The 18,577-nt window shown below is 70.8% G+C and carries 23 protein-coding genes and 1 tRNA gene; 18 read left to right on the plus strand and 6 right to left on the minus strand.

Translation table 11 applies throughout. The annotated features are described in order from the left end of the window. Nucleotides 1-36: 36 nt before the first annotated feature. From ACF088_RS16340 to ACF088_RS16360, 5 genes are all read left to right on the plus strand, one after another. Nucleotides 37-741 carry an RNA polymerase sigma factor gene (locus tag ACF088_RS16340; RefSeq protein WP_392376435.1) on the plus strand — a complete coding sequence of 235 codons (705 nt, stop codon included), beginning with the start codon at nt 37-39 and terminating at the stop codon, nt 739-741. Further along, nucleotides 738-1,505 (plus strand): hypothetical protein, encoded by a 768-nt coding sequence (locus ACF088_RS16345; RefSeq protein WP_392376436.1) that lies wholly within the window; start codon nt 738-740, stop codon nt 1,503-1,505. The genes ACF088_RS16340 and ACF088_RS16345 overlap by 4 nt, the downstream gene beginning before the upstream one ends. A 264-nt stretch (nt 1,506-1,769) precedes the next feature. Next, nucleotides 1,770-2,387, plus strand: coding sequence for a DUF4232 domain-containing protein (locus ACF088_RS16350; RefSeq protein WP_392376437.1), 618 nt, complete (start codon nt 1,770-1,772; stop codon nt 2,385-2,387). Nucleotides 2,388-2,583: 196 nt separating this feature from the next. Then, the gene (locus ACF088_RS16355) at nt 2,584-2,880 is read left to right on the plus strand and encodes a type II toxin-antitoxin system VapB family antitoxin (RefSeq protein ID WP_030084955.1); all 297 of its coding nucleotides are present in this window, start codon (nt 2,584-2,586) and stop codon (nt 2,878-2,880) included. Between the two features lie 162 nt (nt 2,881-3,042). After that, entirely contained in the window at nt 3,043-3,690 is a 648-nt protein-coding gene (locus ACF088_RS16360; protein WP_392376438.1) for a LytR C-terminal domain-containing protein, read from the plus strand. 76 nt (nt 3,691-3,766) lie between these two features. Here ACF088_RS16360 and upp read toward each other — a convergent pair whose 3' ends face one another. Continuing rightward, nucleotides 3,767-4,402, minus strand: a complete 636-nt coding sequence (upp, locus tag ACF088_RS16365; protein ID WP_392376439.1) for a uracil phosphoribosyltransferase — start codon at nt 4,400-4,402, stop codon at nt 3,767-3,769. Between the two features lie 174 nt (nt 4,403-4,576). Between upp and ACF088_RS16370 the strand changes: the two genes are divergently transcribed. The 4 genes from ACF088_RS16370 (at nt 4,577) to ACF088_RS16385 (ending at nt 6,370) form a co-directional block, all read left to right on the plus strand. Further along, nucleotides 4,577-4,795, plus strand: coding sequence for a hypothetical protein (locus ACF088_RS16370; protein WP_392376440.1), 219 nt, complete (start codon nt 4,577-4,579; stop codon nt 4,793-4,795). Between the two features lie 190 nt (nt 4,796-4,985). Then, nucleotides 4,986-5,552: a hypothetical protein gene (locus tag ACF088_RS16375; RefSeq protein ID WP_392376441.1), complete on the plus strand. Its 567-nt coding sequence runs from the start codon at nt 4,986-4,988 to the stop codon at nt 5,550-5,552. Nucleotides 5,553-5,623: 71 nt separating this feature from the next. Further along, nucleotides 5,624-6,205, plus strand: coding sequence for a nucleoside deaminase (locus tag ACF088_RS16380; RefSeq protein ID WP_392376442.1), 582 nt, complete (start codon nt 5,624-5,626; stop codon nt 6,203-6,205). Nucleotides 6,206-6,283: 78 nt separating this feature from the next. After that, nucleotides 6,284-6,370: transfer RNA gene (locus tag ACF088_RS16385), tRNA-Ser, on the plus strand. Between the two features lie 193 nt (nt 6,371-6,563). Here ACF088_RS16385 and ACF088_RS16390 read toward each other — a convergent pair. Next, a complete protein-coding gene (locus tag ACF088_RS16390; RefSeq protein WP_392376443.1) occupies nt 6,564-7,475 on the minus strand; it encodes an SDR family oxidoreductase in 912 nt (303 codons plus the stop codon). Between the two features lie 120 nt (nt 7,476-7,595). Here ACF088_RS16390 and ACF088_RS16395 point away from each other — a divergent pair, with 120 nt between their 5' ends. Next, nucleotides 7,596-8,186, plus strand: a complete 591-nt coding sequence (locus ACF088_RS16395) for a TetR family transcriptional regulator (RefSeq protein WP_392376444.1) — start codon at nt 7,596-7,598, stop codon at nt 8,184-8,186. Nucleotides 8,187-8,205: 19 nt separating this feature from the next. Here the strand turns inward: ACF088_RS16395 and ACF088_RS16400 are convergent, their stop codons facing one another. Further along, nucleotides 8,206-8,991, minus strand: a complete 786-nt coding sequence (locus ACF088_RS16400) for a hypothetical protein (protein ID WP_392376445.1) — start codon at nt 8,989-8,991, stop codon at nt 8,206-8,208. Nucleotides 8,992-9,285: 294 nt separating this feature from the next. Between ACF088_RS16400 and ACF088_RS16405 the strand changes: the two genes are divergently transcribed. Next, nucleotides 9,286-9,501: a hypothetical protein gene (locus ACF088_RS16405; RefSeq protein WP_143034551.1), complete on the plus strand. Its 216-nt coding sequence runs from the start codon at nt 9,286-9,288 to the stop codon at nt 9,499-9,501. Between the two features lie 160 nt (nt 9,502-9,661). On the opposite strand, the gene ACF088_RS16410 is transcribed toward ACF088_RS16405, so the two are convergent. Further along, complete coding sequence (locus ACF088_RS16410; protein ID WP_392376446.1) at nt 9,662-10,270, minus strand: hypothetical protein; 609 nt, start codon at nt 10,268-10,270, stop codon at nt 9,662-9,664. 33 nt (nt 10,271-10,303) lie between these two features. Next, entirely contained in the window at nt 10,304-11,083 is a 780-nt protein-coding gene (locus ACF088_RS16415) for a DUF2127 domain-containing protein (protein ID WP_392376447.1), read from the minus strand. Nucleotides 11,084-11,831: 748 nt separating this feature from the next. Between ACF088_RS16415 and ACF088_RS16420 the strand changes: the two genes are divergently transcribed. The 6 genes from ACF088_RS16420 (at nt 11,832) to ACF088_RS16445 (ending at nt 16,232) form a co-directional block, all read left to right on the plus strand. Then, entirely contained in the window at nt 11,832-11,996 is a 165-nt protein-coding gene (locus ACF088_RS16420; RefSeq protein WP_164993001.1) for a hypothetical protein, read from the plus strand. A gap of 140 nt (nt 11,997-12,136) precedes the next feature. Beyond that, nucleotides 12,137-12,430 (plus strand): Dabb family protein, encoded by a 294-nt coding sequence (locus tag ACF088_RS16425; RefSeq protein WP_392376448.1) that lies wholly within the window; start codon nt 12,137-12,139, stop codon nt 12,428-12,430. Between the two features lie 223 nt (nt 12,431-12,653). Further along, nucleotides 12,654-13,463, plus strand: a complete 810-nt coding sequence (locus ACF088_RS16430) for an RNA polymerase sigma factor SigF (protein ID WP_026169670.1) — start codon at nt 12,654-12,656, stop codon at nt 13,461-13,463. A gap of 190 nt (nt 13,464-13,653) precedes the next feature. Continuing rightward, nucleotides 13,654-14,490: an RNA polymerase sigma factor SigF gene (locus ACF088_RS16435; protein WP_085928175.1), complete on the plus strand. Its 837-nt coding sequence runs from the start codon at nt 13,654-13,656 to the stop codon at nt 14,488-14,490. Between the two features lie 189 nt (nt 14,491-14,679). Next, on the plus strand, nt 14,680-15,546 hold the full coding sequence (locus tag ACF088_RS16440; protein WP_392376449.1) for a hypothetical protein: 867 nt from the start codon (nt 14,680-14,682) through the stop codon (nt 15,544-15,546). Nucleotides 15,547-15,758: 212 nt separating this feature from the next. Continuing rightward, complete coding sequence (locus ACF088_RS16445) at nt 15,759-16,232, plus strand: VOC family protein (RefSeq protein WP_392376450.1); 474 nt, start codon at nt 15,759-15,761, stop codon at nt 16,230-16,232. Between the two features lie 265 nt (nt 16,233-16,497). On the opposite strand, the gene ACF088_RS16450 is transcribed toward ACF088_RS16445, so the two are convergent. Next, nucleotides 16,498-17,004 carry a MarR family winged helix-turn-helix transcriptional regulator gene (locus ACF088_RS16450; RefSeq protein WP_392376451.1) on the minus strand — a complete coding sequence of 169 codons (507 nt, stop codon included), beginning with the start codon at nt 17,002-17,004 and terminating at the stop codon, nt 16,498-16,500. Between the two features lie 181 nt (nt 17,005-17,185). Here ACF088_RS16450 and ACF088_RS16455 point away from each other — a divergent pair, with 181 nt between their 5' ends. After that, nucleotides 17,186-18,511, plus strand: a complete 1,326-nt coding sequence (locus ACF088_RS16455; RefSeq protein WP_392376452.1) for an amidohydrolase family protein — start codon at nt 17,186-17,188, stop codon at nt 18,509-18,511. The last annotated feature ends 66 nt before the right edge of the window (nt 18,512-18,577 follow it).

Consider the following 18,577-nt stretch of genomic DNA (forward strand, 5'->3'; position numbering starts at 1 on the left):
CACCGCGAAAGGCCCCCGCCCCACCCCGAGGAATCGATGGAGTACTCCGCCGGCCCGCAGTACGCCCCGGTACGGTTCGCCCTGCCGGGGCCCCGGCCTGCCCTGTGGCGGTGGCTGCTGCGCACCGCCCGCCCGGCGGCCGCCCACCGCGAAACACCGCGCCCCGGCCACCCGGCCCGGTATCCCGCGTACGGCCAACCGGCAGATTTCGAGGCCTGGTTGCCGGACGAGGGCACCCCCGCACCCCCCGAACCACGGCCGACGATCAGCGAGCTCTACCACGCCCACCGGCTGACCATGGTCCGGCTGGCCGTCCTGCTCGTCGACGACCGCGCCACCGCCGAGGACGTCGTCCAGGACGCGTTCGCCGCGCTCTACAAACGGCACGGCGAACAGCTCGGCGAGGTCGACAATGCGCTCGCCTACCTGCGCACCGCGGTCGTCAACGCCGCCCGCTCGGTGCTGCGGCGCCGGCGTACCGCCCGCGGCTACACCCCGCCGTACGAGGCGGATGCGCCGTCCGCCGAGGAGCGGATCGTGCTGGACGAGGAGCACCGCGAGGTGTTCGCCGCGCTGAGCGGGCTGACCGCCCGCCGTCGGGAGGTGCTCGTCCTGCGCTACTGGGGCGACCTGACGGAGGCACAGATCGCGGCGACGCTGGGCATCAGCCGCGGCGCGGTGAAGTCGATCGCCAGCCGCGCACTGAACTCGCTGGAGAAGATCTTGGAGGAGCGGTCATGAACGGCCCCGGCACACGTACCGGTGGCGCCGGAGGCGGGCCCGGCGATGCCGCGGGTGACAGCGGCAGCGGCAGCGGCCCCGTCGACGGCGTCGGCGGTACGGGCGGCGCAGGCGGCAGTGGCGTCGGCGGTACGGGCGGCGCAGGCGGCAGTGGCGTCGGCGGTACGGGCCCCGGCCCCGGTGGCGCCGCGTCCGGACGCCCCGTGGAGGACCGGCTGCGCGGGGCCTTCGCGGCGCGCGCCGAGAGCATCGCCCTGCGGGACCTGCGGCCGGCCGCGCCCCCGGGCCCGCACACCCGCCGCAGCCGACTGCGGCGTCCGATGCGGCCCTGGCTGCGCCGTTTCGGGCTGCCGCTGGCCGCGGCCGCAGCGACCGCCGCCGTCGCGATCGGCTATCTGGCGACCACCCCCGGCGCCCCGCCGGACCGGCCCCTGCCCGCGACCCCGCCGAGCCCCGTCGGCCCTGCACCGTCACCGTCCCGTACGGGACCGTCTCCCGCCCCGTCACCGAGCCGGCCGTCGCCGGTCCCGCCCCGTACGGCCGGCCCCTCCGGCTCGGGGGCGCCCAGCGGGATTCCGGCCCGGCCGCCGACCCCTTCCCGTTCGGACACCCCCACAGCCCGGCCGACGAAACATCCGGACGGCGGCGCCTCGGGGACCACCGTGGCGCCCTCCCCGCCCCCGTCGACCACCCCCACCCCCCAGGGCAGCACCCGCGCCGCACCCGGCAGCAGTGGCACCTCCCCGTCACCGCCGCCCCGTTGAGAGCACCGCGAACGGACATCCACGGACAGCGGTCCACGGGGCAGCGGTCCACGGACAGCGGTCCGCGGACCGGCGCCCCGGCCTTGCACCGCCCGGCGGGCCGCCCCCGCCCGACCGGCCGCCACACCTGCCCCGGCCCCGGCCCCGGCCCCGGCCCCGGCCAACGAAAGGCCAAAAACCCATGGCCCGTTAGCCGTGCGTTAGCGGATCACCAGCACCCGCGCCGAAGGTCGTCTGGACGCCACCGTCCCGGGGGAGCTCCCTATGCCGTTCACCGCCACCGCCTGCCGGGCCGTTGCCGCAGGTCTCCTCGTCACCGCCGCGCTGTCCCTGACCACCGCCTGCCACGGCGCCCCCGGCAAGGGGAGCGACAGCTCCGTCACGGCCGTCTCGCCGGCCCCCGCCCCGCCCTTCCCGGACAGCGGCAATCCGCCCCCGGGCCCGGGCGGCCGGGTCGCCTGTACCCCCGAGATGCTCAGATTCCACGCCGGCGCACTGCCGCGACGGGACCACCGCATGCTGCTGACGGTCACCAACTTCTCCCGCCGGACCTGCGACTTCGCCGCCCAGCGCTACCCGCTGCTGCGGTTCGGCGACGGCCGGCAGCGGGCCCTGCCCGTGATCGGGGCGAGCCGGCCGCTCGCCGTGGTCTCCCTGTCCCCCAACGACACGGCGTACGCCACGATCACCACCTCCGCCGCGGGCGGGCCGGGCGGCACAGGCCACCACGGCCGGAAAATCTCCCAGTTCGGCGTCGCGCTGACCGCCCACGCCGCCCCCACCCAGGTCGGCCTGGACGGCCGCACCCCCGTCCGTGTCGACCCGCACACCGCCAGGGTCACCTACTGGCAGACCGGCCTGGCGGCGGCCCGGAAGTGGTGACGGTCCGGCGCGTTCGGAGGGGACAGGGCTCCTCCCTGTCCCCTCCGGAACGCGCCGCGCGGTAGCCCGTTCGGGTCGCATCCAGCCATATCCTCCGGGCCACCCCTCCCCAATGATCCAAATTTGCCGCCAATGATCCTTTTGCGTTGCTGCGGCATGGCTGCGCCCGGTGCCGCTCGCCCGGTAGGCTTTCCGTGTGATCTTCAAGCGCATCGGAAACGGTCGGCCGTACCCGGACCACGGCCGGGAGAGCACCCGCCAGTGGGCGGACGTCGCCCCGCGCCCGGTACGCCTCGACCAGTTGGTGACGACCAAGCAGCAGCTCGACCTCGAAACGCTGCTCGCCGAGGACTCGACGTTCTACGGCGACCTCTTCGCGCACGTCGTGAAGTGGGAGGGCGACCTCTACCTGGAGGACGGGCTGCACCGCGCGGTACGCGCGGCTCTTCAGCAGCGCCAGGTACTCCACGCCCGCGTGCTCGAACTGGGCTGACACGCCGCCTCCCCGACCAACTGGCCAACTGGCCGGAAAACCTCCCTTACCGCCCGGCACCCCCCAACCCACCCTGTCCGTATTGACCCTTTTGGGTTGGCTCTCGGGCGACGCGTTGATCATTTAGTAGGCACGGCCTGCCTCCCGCACTACGCTGCGCCCATGAGCATGCTGACGCCCCCAGGGATGGGCGGTAAGAAGTACCGCATCACGGGCGACAGGTATCCGCGGATGCGCCGTCCCCGCCACCGTCGCCGGATCGTCCTCACCGTCTTCGTCACGGCCTGCGCCCTCGGCCTGGCCGGCTGGGGGACCCTGCAGCTCATCGATGTCTTCGGCGGCCGCGGCAGCACCGCCCAGGCCTCCCAGGGGACAGCGCACTGCCCGGAGCACGGCAAGACGGACACCGCGCAGGCCAAGACCGCCGCACGGAAACTGCCCGCGCCCGGCACGCTGACCGTCAACGTCTTCAACGCCACCCCGCGCTCCGGACTCGCCAAGCGCACCGCCGACGAACTCCACAAGCGCGGCTTCAAAATCGGCAAGGTGGGCAACGCCCCTGCCGCCTACGACAAGAAGGTCAAGGGCTCCGGGATACTGCTCGGCCCCGAGGCGGCCGACGACCCCCTGAAGGTTCTCGCCACCCAGCTCACCGGCGCTCAGCAGAAGACCGACGGCCGCAAGGGCGCCGACCTCGACCTGATCATCGGTGACACCTTCAAGGACCTGACCACCCGGCAGAACGCCGCGAAGTCCCTGGCCCTGCTCACCCACCCGTCCCCGGCCCCCGCCTCCGACGCCAAGTGCTGACCGCATGCGGACGGGCCCCGCACCAACCCGTGGTGCAGGGCCCGGACTCTGATCGGGCAGGAAGGCCGTAGCGCGCTCAGCCGGCCGTGCCGTACATCCGGTCCCCCGCGTCGCCGAGGCCCGGCACGATGTAGCGGTCCTCGTTCAGCCGCTCGTCGACCGCCGCGGTGACCACCGTCACCGGCGTCCCGGCCAGCTCCTTCTCCATGACCGCTACGCCCTCCGGCGCGGCCAGCAGACAGATCGCGGTGACATCGTCCGCACCGCGCTCGATCAGCTCACGGATCGCCGCGACCAGCGTGCCGCCCGTGGCGAGCATCGGGTCGACGACGTACACCTGACGGCCCGAGAGGTCATCGGGCATCCGCGTGGCGTACGTGTGCGCCTCGTACGTCTCCTCGTTGCGGACCATGCCCATGAAGCCGACCTCGGCGGTGGGCAGCAGCCGCACCATGCCGTCCAGCATGCCCAGACCGGCGCGCAGGATCGGTACGACCAGGGGGCGCGGGTGCGACAGCCGCACACCGGTGGTCGCCGTCACCGGTGTCTCGATGCCGACCCGCTCGGTGCGCACATCACGGGTGGCCTCGTAGGCGAGCAGGGTGACCAGCTCGTCGGCGAGCCGCCGGAAGGTGGGGGAGTCGGTGCGCTTGTCGCGCAGAGTGGTGAGTTTGTGCGCCACCAGCGGGTGGTCGACGACGTGGATCCGCATGACATCGACACTAACCGAGCCGGAAGGCCGCGGCGCCCGCCGTGCAGCACCGACAGGCGCCCGCGGCATCGGAGTGTGATCGGCATCAAACCACCGAAAGGAGGGAAAGTGGGCACGTACGCCCGATCGGCCGTCCTGCCGTCGGGCGAAGTCCCCGCCCGAGGTGGTGTGCGTGTGCCCGACCACAAGCGGACCGATGACACGAACGACGCCGCCTTCGGCACCGAGGGCGCGGCCCCGGACACCGGGGCGGAGGCGGCGCGCCGACGGCGCCGCGCACAATTTCTGCGGGAACTGCACGAGGCCAAGGAGCTGCGGAACCGCGTCCAGCCGCGTCGCGCACGGGCCGAACGGATGCGCCAGGCCCTGCGGATGCGCACATTCCGCTGGTAGCGGAGCCCGTTCCGCCGGTAGCGAACCTCCGCCTCGCCCCCGCCCGCACTGCGGCACGTGAGCGACATCTCTCACAACCTCCGCACGACGCAGCGTCGAAGACCCCGCGCGAACGCGTTGTTTCTGCCACGATTCCGAAAGGGGCGGGACCAACGGCGTGCAGCGCCGCCCCGCCCGACCCGGCACGCCTATGACCAGTGGGAGAGTCACGGTGTACTTCGCCGCACTGCTCGCGCGCACCGAAGACGGGTGGGAAGCGAGCGATACGGAGCTCGACGATGTGGAGACGCTGACCGATCTGGCCGATCTGGCCCGAGAGGCGGCGGTCGACGACGACACGGTGGTGGCCTTCATCGAGCAGGAGGACGCCTGGTTCGGCGTCGTCCGGGTGGACGGCGAGGACGACCCGCGGGTCTTCCTCTCCAACGCCGCCGCTGCCGCCCGAAGCTCGTACGGCGCGATGCTGACCGACGAGCTGCTCGGCCGTGAGGAGGACGACGCGGCCGACGACCTCGACAGCCTCGACCTGGACGGCACGGAGGACGGCGAACCCGAATCGCACGACAACGTGGAGGACGACGACCCCCTGGAGGCGGTGAACGACACGGACGGCCCGCCGCACGGCCCGCTCGGCGATGCCGGCCTGCTGGCCGACCTGGGCATCGGCGAGAAGGAGCTGCTGGCCCTCGACACTGATGCGCTGAGCACCATCGCCGACGCGCTGGGCTGCACGGAGGTCCTCGAAGCCGTGCGCTGAGCCGGCCCCGGCCGGGCTCACCCCCGGGGCCCGACGGCCCCGCCACGGTCCCGTCCCCGACACTGGGGGACATGACCGTCCCCCCATCCGCCGCTCACTCCTCCCCCGCCCCCGACCCGCTGCGCGATCCGTGGATCGCACCGATGCGGCAGGCGCTGGGCGAGGCCGCCCGCGCCCCCGGGACCGGTGACGTCCCGGTGGGCGCCGTCGTGCTGTCCGCGGACGGCACGGTCCTGGGCACCGGCCGCAACGAGCGTGAGGCCACCGGCGATCCGACCGCCCACGCCGAGATCCTCGCGCTGCGGGCAGCGGCCCGGACCCTACGCGAGCAGGCATCACGCCCGGGGACCCGCCGGACGGACCTCGCGCAGGACGCCGCCGCGGATGCCGGCGGGCGACGGGCGGGCGAGTGGCGGCTGACGGACTGCACGCTCGTCGTCACCCTCGAACCGTGCACGATGTGCGCCGGCGCGATCGTGCTCTCCCGGGTCGACCGCGTCGTCTACGGCGCGCGCGACGCCAAGGCCGGCGCGGCCGGCTCCCTCTGGGACGTCATCCGTGACCGGCGTCTCAACCACCGCCCCGAGGTCATCACCGGCGTCCTCGAAGCCGATTGCGCGGCCCTGCTGACCGACTTCTTCCGCGACCGCTGACCGGTGTCCCGCCGCGCGCCGGCCCCTCCCCGGAATCCGATTTCGGCGCACGGCCCCCCTTGGGCTAAGCTCTCTCTCGGTAGCGTGTCCGAGCGGCCGAAGGAGCGCGCCTCGAAAGCGCGTGAGGGGGCAACTCCTCCGTGGGTTCAAATCCCACCGCTACCGCTCACACACCCCTCTGAACTGTGGAAACACAGGTCAGAGGGGTGTTTTGTGTGTGTGGACGGGTCCGCACCAGTCGTGCGGGGCTCACGTCCGAGCACATCAGCCCCCGCACGCCCCCAACTGACCTGCTGACACGGCTATCGAGCCCCCCCCCCCCCGGAACGGCGATCCTGCTGATGGCCGTGCGAGGTGGTCAGGAGACCGGCGTGGCGAAGTAATCGCCGTGCTCCAGGTCGTCGAGCAGTGTCGGGTGAACGGGCGACCAACCGAGCAGTTCCTGTGTGGAGGAGCTGGAGACGGGCGCGTCGATGCCGTAGACAGTGGCCATGAACGGGCTGGGGAAGTGCGCGACAGCCTCGTCCGGGGTCAACGAGACCGCGGGCAGTCCGAGGCTTCGAGCGATGGTCTCCGCGATGCTCTTGAGGGTGACGCCCCTTTCGGCCACCCCGTGCAGCATGCTGCCCGAAGGGGCCTTCTCCAATGCCAGGCGGAACAGTCTGGCAGCGTCGAGCCGATGCACTGCGGGCCACCGGTTGGTGCCGTCGCCGACGTAGGCCGACTTGCCGGTCTTTCGTGCGGCGGCGACGAGCATGCCGATGAAGCCGTGGTCCCCGGGGCCGTGGACGGTAGGGGCGAGCCGGACCACGCTCGCGCGGACCCCCCGGGCGGCCGAGCCCAGACAAGCTCGCTCGCCCGCGATGCGGAAGGCGGCGATACCGGACGGGTCGGGCTCGTCCTTCTCGGTGCTCTCCCGGCCGGCGGGCATGACCAGCGTGCCGGAGGTACTGACGAACGGCTTATCCGAGCGTTCCAACGCCTGACCGAGCGTCTCGATCGCGGTCCGGTCGCGCCTCATCATGTCGTCGAGGTCGGAGAAGTCGCCGCCGAAGGCCATGTGCAGGACACCGTCGGCGGCTTCAGCGCCGCTCCGCAGACTGTCGAGATCGTCCAGGGAGCCGCGGTGTGGTGCGGCACCCAGTGACTCCAGCCGAGCGGCGGCCGCATCCGAACGCGCCAGGCCGGTGACGGCGTGGCCGGCCGCGACGAGCTCAGCGACAACGGCGGGGCCGGTCAGGCCGGAACCACCGGTAACGAAGACATGCATGAAACACCCTCCCCTTTTGTCAGTCACTGGCGTTACTTAACGCCAGTGACTGACGCTAAGTAGTGTCAGTCACTGGCGTCAAGTAGTGCCGGTCACTGACATATGCGGTAACCTCAAGGGGTGCCACGGAGCGGAGCAGAAGCGCGCCGCCGCCTTCAGCAGGCGGCCTTGGAGCTGTACCGGGAGCGCGGGTTCGATCAGACCACCACGGCCGAGATCGCCGCCCGGGCCGGCGTCAACGAGCGCACGTTCTTCCGGCACTTCCCGGACAAGCGCGAGGTGCTCTTCGATGGCGAAGCCGCCCTGCGCACCGCGCTGACGCAGGCGGTGGCCGAAGCGCCCGATGATCTGCAGCCGCTCGACATGCTGCTCTGCGCCTTCCGGAAAGCCGGACGGACCCTTGAGGACAACCGCCCGTTCTCCGCACCACGACGAGAAGTCATCGCCAGGACACCAGCGCTCCGCGAACGCGAATTGACCAAGGCCGCGTCGCTCACCGAAGCCGTAGCGGAGGCGCTGCGGCAGCGCGAGGTCGCCGACCGGCTGGCCGGCCTGGCCGCTCGGACCGGCTGGGCCGCCTTTCACCAAGCGGTCCAAGCCTGGATCGACGACCCCTCACAGAGCTTGGACGCGCACCTCTCCCGGGCCTTCGACGATCTGCGTGCCCTCTTCGCGACCGCCCCGCCGACGACGGAACGCCCCGAAAGCTGATGTCGCCCCGCGCAGCCGGTTACTTCTTCACGGCCAGGGCGACGCCCAGCATGCGGGCGAATACTCCGACCATGGTCACGTCGTCCTGGTGCAGATCCCCCGACCGGAGACCGTCGACGGCCAGCACCCCGAACGATTCATCTCCCGCCGTCACGGCACAGGCGATATAGGTTTTGTAGCTGTCGCTGTCGGGCTTTAACGCAGCGGGTAAGAGGTCCACATTTTCCACGAATGTGCTGGTGCCGTCGTCGAGCAGCTTCAAGAGCTCCTTGCCGCGGAGGTCCGTTTCCCGGAATGTCGTCACGGGTGCCACATTCCGGCCCGACCAGAGACTGTTACGGCATTTCACCTCGCGCTGCCCGGCCGGCGTACCGGGAACCTGCTCCAGAAAACAGGCCCGTACATCCTGAGGACCGATCAGCGAAGCAGTGAGCGAAACGATGGCCTGCTTGGTCTGCTGCTGCAGCGCATTTCGTTCAGCCTTTGTCGGACTCGAAACAATCTGGCCGAGGTTGGACGCAAGGGGAACGAGGACATCCTCGAAAGCCCGCCGCTGGTTCTTCGTCGCCGCCTTCGCGGCTTCGTTTGCCGTGGTGACCCGACGGCTGGCCAGCCAGACCGTGGCCACCGTGGCCACGCTCCCGACCCCTGTGATCACCCAGAACAGCCACGTGGCCATGTCCAGCCCGATGACCATTTGAGCCACATACGCCAGGACCGCCAGCGCACCGGCGGAAAACGCACCCCACCCCATGTGCAACCCCTCCCCTGTCCCCAACCCCAGGCTGCTTGCGCTGTCACGCACGATACACACAGAGTAGTCTCTTCGGGCGAAATTCGTTTATCTCAGGGTTGGTTCGGGTACCCCTGGGCTAGTGTGTGATGCCGGATAAGGGCGATGTGCTCGACGTAACGGTGGGTGCACGTCGGGATGGGGGCCGCTCATGATCACAAGGCGAGTGGCCCAGTGGTAGTGATCTCGCTGTGAAACGGATCGGCAGCTCACGGCGGGTGTTCACCTCGGGGGTTAGGGACGGAACTCATGCCCGACCGCCGCGACAAAAGCACACGCGATGCAGAATCCTGGGGGGATTCCGTCATGAGTACGACTGCAGGTGTCTGGAACGGCGTGGCCTTAGAAACGGACCCGCGTATCGGGGAGTTTCAGGCAGATCCCGCTGCGTACATGGAGCAGCGCGCCGGAGCATGGCGTTCAGGTGACCTGGCGCAGGAACAGGCCCGCATCCTCAAGCAGAAGAACCAGTCCCTTCGGCTGACGCTGAAGACATTCCTGGGCCTTCTCCGCGGAAAGTGACGCAGCCACGGCTGCAGGCGCAGCCACGGCTGTAATCGGCCGGGGCCGAAACCGGCATCGCCGGAACGCCGACGGCCCGCGCGAAGGCGGCGCACGGCAAAAAGCGGCGCGCCCGTCGGAACGGACGCGCCGCGGGGCCTGGCCGGCCCGTAGGGAATGACTAGTCGTTGCGCCGGTTCCGCGCCGCGCGGCGGAAGAAGCGCACGATCAGCCAGATCACCAGAATCACGACGACGAGGAAGAGAACGAAGAGCACGAGCAGGAAGATGCCGAGCTTCTTGAAGAAGCCGCCCTTCTTCTTCGCCTTCGACTTCCACTTCGACGTCTTGGACGCCTTCGACTTCCACTTCGACGTCTTGGATGTCTTGGATGTCTTCGACGTCTTGGACACCTTGGACGCCTTGGACGTCTTCGACGCCTTGGACGCCTTGGACGCCTTGGACGCCTTGGACGTCTTAGGCTTGAAGGCCGTCTTGAGCGGAGCCGAGTGCGCGCTGTGGTGGCGGTAGGCGGCGGACTGCGCAGGCGCGGCAGCGAGCCGGGAGGCATCGGCGCTCCGGCTCGGGGCGCTCGCGGTGGCCGCCGCTCGTGTCCCGTCCGCTGCGCCGCGACCCGCTGCCGTGGCCGGTGCGACGGCCGCGGCCAGCAGGCCGACCAGCAGCGCCAGCACGACGGCCGGCCGTCGGCGCAGCAGCGGCGACCGGGATCCCCCGGGAGCCGGCCGGGCGGCCGCGTGGGACGAATCGGGCTCGCGCGGTACGGAGTTCATGGGCATCCTTCGTTTCCCCCTTGGATCGAGCGTTCAGCCATTATGGGCGGTGACGGACACTCCGGCCGAGGTCTCGACCTCCAGCAGAGAGGCGCTGTGCCGCTCCTCGTCGAAGGCCGCGCGCCCGCCCCGCAGCCCGAACAGCCGCTTGGTGAGCAGGATGTAGAGCACCGCCAGAATGTTGATCACCAGCGTAGCGATCTTGAGCCAGCTGACCTTCTCGGTGAGCTCGTAGATCTCCAGCGGCAAGAAGGCCGCCGTCGCCACCACCGTCAGATACTCCGCCCACCGCTTGGCGCGCCACAGCCCGACGCCCTCGACGATCTCCACCAGGGCGTACACCAGCAGCAGCGCGGCCACCAGCAGCAGGGTGGAGTGGCGGTAACCGAAGGTCTTCTGGATGGTGCCGACGACCGGCGAGTGGTCCAGGTCGTAGTGGAAGTGCCGGGCCACCGGGCGGAGCACGGCGATGTATTCGTCGAAGAACCGGCGGACGGCATCCTTGCGGTTGCTGAACTGCCATACGCCGACCGCGGCCAGCACGATGAACACTCCGCGCACCGCACGCTCGACGGCCAGGAACCGCAGGATGAACAGATCGCGCAGCACCTTCCCCCGCGGGACCAGCGGGGCATCGGCGGCCGGGCCGGAGCCGTGCGGGTCGCCGAGGGCGAAGTCGCCGCAGCGCAGGCAGCGCCAGGCCTCGCCGAGAGCGGTATCCGCGCGCAGCTTGCCCCGGAGGTGTTCCTCGTGGGGGAGGTAGGTGATGTGCCCGCGGCGCGCGCAGGTACGCCGGTCCCAGTCGATCTTCATCGTTGGAGCCTGTGTTCCTTTCGTCGTCCCGCACGGCCGCACGCCGCGGCTCGCGGCGCGCTGCCGCGCTCCGTTGTGTCGCGTACATGATGCATGCCGGATGCTGCGTGCCGACCAGGCGCTCCGAGCCGTATGAGGTCCGCGGGCATCCGAGTCGTACGAGGTGGGAGACGCGGGGGCCTTGCGGGCGGTTGCAGACGCACGACGGCGGACGCCCGGCGGGTACGGGGCCCGTGGCCGCGGACACCGTGACCGTGGGCGGCGCGTCCGGCCGCGGCACACGACGGAGCCCCGCCGCCGTGCCGTGTCCTGGGACCCCCCGTGGCATCCAGGGGCGGCTCGGAGGCGGGGCTCCTGTCCGGTCGGGAGCGGCGTCAGGGACGACTGCTCCCCCGGTGCGGACCGAAGCCCCAAGTCCGCGCCGCCGTCGCCGTCGCCGGAACGGTGCGGGCGCGGACCCGCAGCGAGGCCCTGGTCCCGGGCCCGTGGATTCCTGCCGGATCCACCGGGCCACCTCACTCATGGTGCCGTGGGGGACCTGTCCCAACAGGCAGGCAAAAGGCCTCCTTTGGTGGGCCTTTGGTCCATAAAGTCCGGATCAATGCCGGAGCGCGGGGGTGCGGTCGGCAGGCGGTTGCAGACGACCCGTGGGCTCGACTCCCGCGATCGAACACGTGTGGTTACACTCGCCCGACTGCCGGGAAGTGCAGGCACTGCCGTAGGGGACTGCGTAGGGGAGACGGGACTGATGGCGCAGGCGAAGAAGATCGCGTTGTACATGGTCATCGTCTTCGTGCTGTACACGATCATCACCTCCCCTCAGCGGGCCGCCGAGATGGTCCAGATAGGCTTCGAGGGCATCTCGTCCGCCGCCCAGGGCGTCGGCGAGTTCATGACGCAGCTGATCAAATAGGGACTGCCCGGTCCGACCGGCGGGCCCTGGAGCCGCCCGAGGCACCGGACCGGCCCGCGATCGGCCGGCGCCCCAGCCCCAGCCCCGGCCAGCCGGCCCACCGGACCGGCTGCGCCCCGCCCGCCGTACGGAGGCCCCCAGTGATCCGCCACCTGGTCCTGTTCAAGCTCAATGAAGGTGTCTCCCGCGACGAGGAGCGGGTACAGGCCGGCGTCCGCGCCTTCGCGGCGCTGGAGGGCAAGATTCCGGAACTGACGTTCTGGGAGTGCGCCTGGAACATCACCGACCGCCCGATCGCCTACGACTTCGCGATCAACTCCGCCGTGGCCGATACGGACGCCCTCAAGCGCTATATCGAGCACCCGGCCCACCAGGCGGCCGCCGCACAGTGGCGCGAATTCGCCACCTGGGTGATCGCCGACTACGAATTCTGAGCCCCGGCACCCCCGCACCCCATCTCGCCGAGCCCCTCGCCCCCTCCGGGCGGGGGGCTTCGCCGTACCCCCGGGCGCCCACCGCCGCCCACCGGCCTCCCGGCCGCTTCGCGCCCGCCTCAACTCTCTGTTCAACACGGCGTTATGGGGTGCTTGCACACAGTGCACATGTCTTGTGATGCTATGACCGCTTTTGCCGGATACATGCACTGTGAAGGGTGGCGTGACCGTGACGGCCCGTACTGCGCCCAAGGCTCCATCCCGCGAGAGCCGAAGCGCGGACACGCGGGCGCTCACGCAGGTGCTGTTCGCGGAGTTGACGGACCTGGAGCCCGGCACCCCGGAGCACACCCGGGTCCGGGCCGCGCTGATCGAAGCCAACCTGCCGCTGGTCCGCTATGCCGCGGCGCGCTTCCGCAGCCGTAATGAGCCGATGGAGGACGTCATCCAGGTCGGCACCATCGGCCTGATCAATGCCATCGACCGGTTCGATCCGGACCGGGGCGTCCAATTCCCCACCTTCGCCATGCCCACCGTTGTCGGCGAGATCAAACGCTACTTTCGAGACAATGTCCGCACGGTCCATGTACCGCGCCGCCTCCACGAGCTCTGGGTGCAGGTCAACGGCGCGACCGAGGACCTGACGGTGCTGCACGGCCGCTCCCCCACCACCGCCGAGATCGCCGAGCGGCTCAAGATCGGCGAGGACGAGGTGCTGGCCTGCCTGGAGGCCGGCCGCTCCTATCACGCCACCTCGCTGGAGGCCGCCCAGGAGGGCGACGGCCTGCCCGGCCTGCTGGACCGCCTGGGCTACGAGGACCCGGAGCTGGCCGGCGTCGAGCACCGCGACCTCGTACGGCACCTTCTCGTCCAGCTGCCCGAGCGCGAGCAGCGGATCCTTCTGCTGCGTTACTACAGCAATCTGACGCAGTCACAGATCAGTGCGGAGCTGGGGGTGTCGCAGATGCATGTATCGCGGCTACTGTCGCGGAGCTTCGCCCGACTGCGATCCGCAAACAGGATCGACGCGTAGCCGGGACGAGCGACCCGATCCTGCACAGATATGTCGACAAGGCGCTACAGCGTGTTGCCGACATGTGACATTCTGCAGGAACCGCGTTTGCCGTAGCGCTGCCTCCGGTATTCAGGTGGAGGTATCACTCCTCGGTCCACCCCGGTCCGAGGACGCCACAGCGACCCGACCGCGACCTCAAGGGGGTGGCATGTCCGTAGAACTGGGCAGCTCGAAGGTGCTTCCCGCGATTCCCGCGCCCGCACCACACGTGCATGACGACGACGCCATCAACACCCGCACGCTCTCCCGCTCCCTGTTCCTGCGGCTGGCCTCGCTCGACAAGGACTGCGCGGAACGCACCTACGTCCGTGACACGCTCATCGAGCTGAACCTCCCGCTCGTCCGCTATGCGGCCGCTCGCTTCCGCAGTCGCAACGAGCCGATGGAGGACATCGTCCAGGTCGGCACCATCGGCCTGATCAAGGCGATCGACCGTTTCGACTGCGAACGCGGCGTGGAATTCCCGACGTTCGCGATGCCGACCGTGGTCGGCGAGATCAAGCGCTTCTTCCGTGACACGTCGTGGTCGGTACGCGTCCCGCGCCGGCTCCAGGAGCTCCGGCTCGCCCTCACCAAGGCCAGCGACGAGCTCTCCCAGAAGCTGGACCGTTCCCCGACCGTCCCCGAACTGGCCTTGTGCCTGGGGGTGTCCGAGGAGGACGTCGTCGACGGCCTGGCCGTCGGCAATGCGTACACCGCCTCCTCGCTCGACTCCCCCTCTCCCGAGGACGACGGCGGCGAGGGCTCCCTCGCGGACCGCCTCGGCTACGAGGACACCGCCCTGGAAGGCGTGGAGTACCGCGAGTCCCTCAAGCCCCTGCTGGCCAAACTCCCGGCCCGCGAGCGGCAGATCATCATGCTGCGCTTCTTCGCCAATATGACGCAGTCCCAGATCGGCGAGGAGGTCGGCATCTCCCAGATGCACGTCTCCCGGCTGCTCACCCGCACCCTGGCGCAGCTGCGCGAGGGCCTGATCTCCGACTGAGGAACGGTCCGCCGAGGGGCCGCAAGGCGCTCCGTGCCGCTCGGCGGACAGTTGCAAAGACGCAGGGAGGAATGCGGGGGCGTGGCGCGAGGTGCGCCCGCCCGGCCGCGCGAGAGCCACGGTCCGGCCGCACGACGGCCGTGCGACCGACCTCTGTACACCTGACGCACCGTCAGCAACACTGACCCGATGCGACGGACAACGACTGTGGCCGCCGCCTCGGCGGCCGTGCTGTGTCTGGGTTCCCTGCTCACGGGCTGCGGAAGCGCGGCCGACCAGGGCTATGTCGCGGTGGGTGCGGCAGGCCCCGCCGATGACCGTGCGCCGACCCGGGCCGTACCGCCCGAGGGCGGTGTCGAGCTGACTCCACTGGACGGCGACGGAGGCCGCGCGGACGCCGGCGGTGAAGGGCGCGGTGGCGACGACGGCAGCAAAGGCAACGGCAGTGACAGCGGCAGCGGCAGCGGACGGGCACGTACCGGGCGGCCCACATCGGAGTCCCCCGCCGGGTCGGGCAAGGGTGACGAGGCCGACGGCACAGGAGCGCACGGCAGCGCCGGCACGTCGGGCGCCTCTCCCGGCTCCTCCGCGCCACCCTCCGGAGGACACGGCGGTCACGGCGGCGGCGCGACGCCCCCCGCCTCACCGGGCGTGCCCAACTCCCCCAGCCGCCCCGGAGGTTCCACCCCGCCGCACGGCTCCCCGGCCCCCGAACCCCCTTCCCCCACCATCCCAGCCGGGCCGGGCGCTCCCGCCGGCCTCCTGATAGGCAAGCCGGCTCTCGCCGGCACCGACGTCCGCTGGTGCCAGAAGGTCACCGTGGACTTCCTCAACACCGGCGACCGGCCCGTCACCGCCGGCACCGTCAGCTTCGGCACCCACATCATCGGCGCCCTCGGCATCGACTGGGCCACCCTCACCTCCACCCGTCCCCTTCCACTGCCGCTCGCCGTGGGCAGGAGGCAGACCGGCACCTGGCGGGTGTGCGTGGACAGCTGGCGGGTGCCGCTGGGTATGCACCTCGACACCAAGGACGTCGCCTTCAGGTGGAAGTGAGAGCCGGCTCAGGTGGAAGTGAGGGCCGGCTCAGGTGGAGGTGAGGGCCGGCTCAGGTGGAAGTGAGGGCCGGCTCTCGGGCCTGGCCGAAAATCGCCCCTGACGGGCGACGCGGAAGACCTCTCCGAAGAGCGATGAGTTCCGACCGGTGGGACCGTCTAAAGAGGCACAGACGCAGCCACCGGCAGCGACCCCGTCTCAGGGAGAAGACCATGCCCCAGATCACCCCCAACCTCTGGTTCGACACCCAGGGCAAGGAAGCCGCAGAGTTCTACTGCTCGGTGTTCCCGAACTCGAAGATCAAGAACGTCACCTATTACAACGAGGCAGGTCCGCGCCCCGCGGGGACCGTACTGACGGTCGAATTCGAGCTCGACGGACAGCAGTACACCGCGATCAACGGCGGCCCCGAGTTCACCTTCGACGAGGCGATCTCCCTGATGATCGTCTGCGCCGACCAGGACGAGATCGACTACTACTGGACCAAGCTCTCCGAAGGCGGCGAGGAGGGCCCCTGCGGCTGGCTGAAGGACAGGTACGGCCTGTCCTGGCAGGTCGCGCCCGGCGGCATGGCGGAGCTGCTGAACGACCCGGACCAGGAGCGCGCGACCCGCGCCATGAAGGCCATGCTCGGCATGAAGAAGATCGATGTCGCCGCCCTCCAAGCGGCGGCGGATCAGGCGTAAGCCGGGCACCGGGCGCAAGCCGGGCACCAGGTAAGCCGGGCACCGGGCGCAAGCCGGGCACCAGGTAAGCCGGGCACCGGGCGCAAGCCGGGTGCCAGGCGCCGGTGACGCGCCGCGAGAGCCCCGGGCCGGCCACGGTCCGGGGCTCACCGGCGCGCCGGAACCGGACGTCGCCCGGGACGCACCGCTGCGGGCCGGGGGTCACCGGCGTACCGAAAGCGGCCATCGCCCGCGACGCGCCGCTGCACCCCGGGGCGCCGGCGCTTCAGGGCCGGCTGCGATTGCGCCCCGTCCGTAGCGGGCGCGGTGCAGGGCGGCGGTCCACGCCCACCTCGCGCAGCGCCCGGGCGGCAGCATGCACGGCCGTGGGGGACGCCTCGGCGAAGACCGCCTCGTGGGCGTCGGCATGGGCGCGGACGGCACGTTCGGCGGTGCGCACCCCGTCCCGGGTCAGCCGGATCATGGTGCTCCGGCCGTCGTCCGGTGCAGGTTCACGGAGGACGAGTCCGCGGCGGGCGAGGTGGTTGACGACGTTGCTGATGCCGCCGGAGGACAGCAGCAGGGCGCGGACCAGGTCGTTCGGCTTCATACGGTATGGCTCGCCGGCCCTGCGCAGGGCCGCCAGGATGTCGAACTCGGCGACGGTCAGCCCGAGTTCGGGCAGGACTGCGCGAGTGGCCGCGTCCAGCGCGCCGGCGAGCTGCACTATCCGCTTCGACAGCTCCGTCGTCGGGCGCAGCACATCCGGCAGCTCGGTGCGCCAGGCGCTCAACAGCGCCTCGACGGGGTCGGCGCCTGGTTCTGAGCCTGGTTCTGAGCCTGGTTCTGGGCCTGGGCCTGATTCTGATCCCGGGCCTGGGCCGGATGCTGCGGTCACCTCGGCAGGATAGTAGATCGCCATCGTGATAGCTTTCTATAAAGCTTTCTTCCGAACGTGTAGAGGGAGACGCGCCATGGGAATCGAGCGCCATCACACGCCGCGCCTGCTCCTGCGCGGCGGCCTGGTCATCGACACCGCCCCCCGCCCCATCGCCCACCCGCACACCGATGTCCTCGTCGAGGAGGGCCGGATCGCCGCCGTGGGCCCCGATCTGCCGGTCGACGACACCGATACCGGCCTGGAGGTGATCGACGCCCGCACGATGGTCGTGCTGCCCGGCTTCGTCGACACCCACCGGCATCTGTGGCAGGGGGTGCTGCGGTCCGCCGCGGTCGACGAGAGCCTCGACGACTACCTCCACCGGATTCTCGGTGACCTCGGCGCCCGTTTCACGCCCGCCGATGTGTACACCGGCAACCTCCTCGGCGCGCTGGAGTGCCTGGACTCGGGGGTCACCACCGTCCAGGACTTCTCACACGTCCAGCACACGCCGGAGCACACCGCGGCCGCCGTCGAGGCGCTGACGGAAGCGGGGATCCGTGCCGTCTTCGGCTACGGCTACCCCGTCTTCGACGAGGCCGCCCGGCAGGCCGACTGGGTGCGCAAGGCCCGCACCGACCACTTCCCGTCGCGCGATGCGCTGGTCACGATGGCCCTGGCCCCGGTCGGCCCGTCCTTCACGCCCCCGGAGGCCGTGCGCGAGGACTGGCTGCTCGCCCGCGAGCTGGGCCTGCCCCTCGCCGTCCATGTGCAGGCCGGGCCGGTGGCGCAACGGCCGATCGCCGCCCTTCAGGAACAGGGGCTGCTCACCGCCGGCACCCTGTACGTACACGGCAACTCGCTGCCCGACTCCGAGCTGCGGCTGATCGCCGAGTCCGGCGGGGCGGTGGCGATCACGCCGGCGATCGAGGCCTCGATGCGGTTCGGCGCGCCGATGGCGGGGCGGCTGCGCCGCGCGGGCATCACCACGGGGCTGGGCGCGGACGCGGTCACCTCGGCGCCGGGCGATATGTTCTCGCAGATGCGGGCCGCCTTGATGAGCAGTCACTTCGACCCTGACGCCGCTTCCGGAACATCCACGATCAAGGCGGCCGATGTGCTGCGCATGGCCACCGCCGAGGGGGCCGCGGCCCTCGGCCTGGGCGACGAGGTGGGATCCCTGGGAGTCGGCATGCGCGCCGACCTCGTCCTGCTGCGCGCCGATGCGCTCAACCTCGCCCCGGTGGCACACGACCCGATCGGTGCGGTGGTGACCGCCGCCCACCCCGGGAACGTCGACACGGTCCTGGTGGAGGGGCGCCCGGTCAAGCGCAACGGGCGACTGCTGTACGAGCACCTCGGCGACGTACTGACCGAGGCCCACCGTGCGGCCGAACGCCTCGGGGCACCGGGGTCTTAGTGGCTCGTCTCGCCTGGATCGTGATTCTCCCGGCCCGCCTCGGCGCCAGGAACTACCGTCGCGAGC

This window comes from Streptomyces sp. NPDC015125 (assembly GCF_043080045.1).
GTDB lineage: Bacteria > Actinomycetota > Actinomycetes > Streptomycetales > Streptomycetaceae > Streptomyces.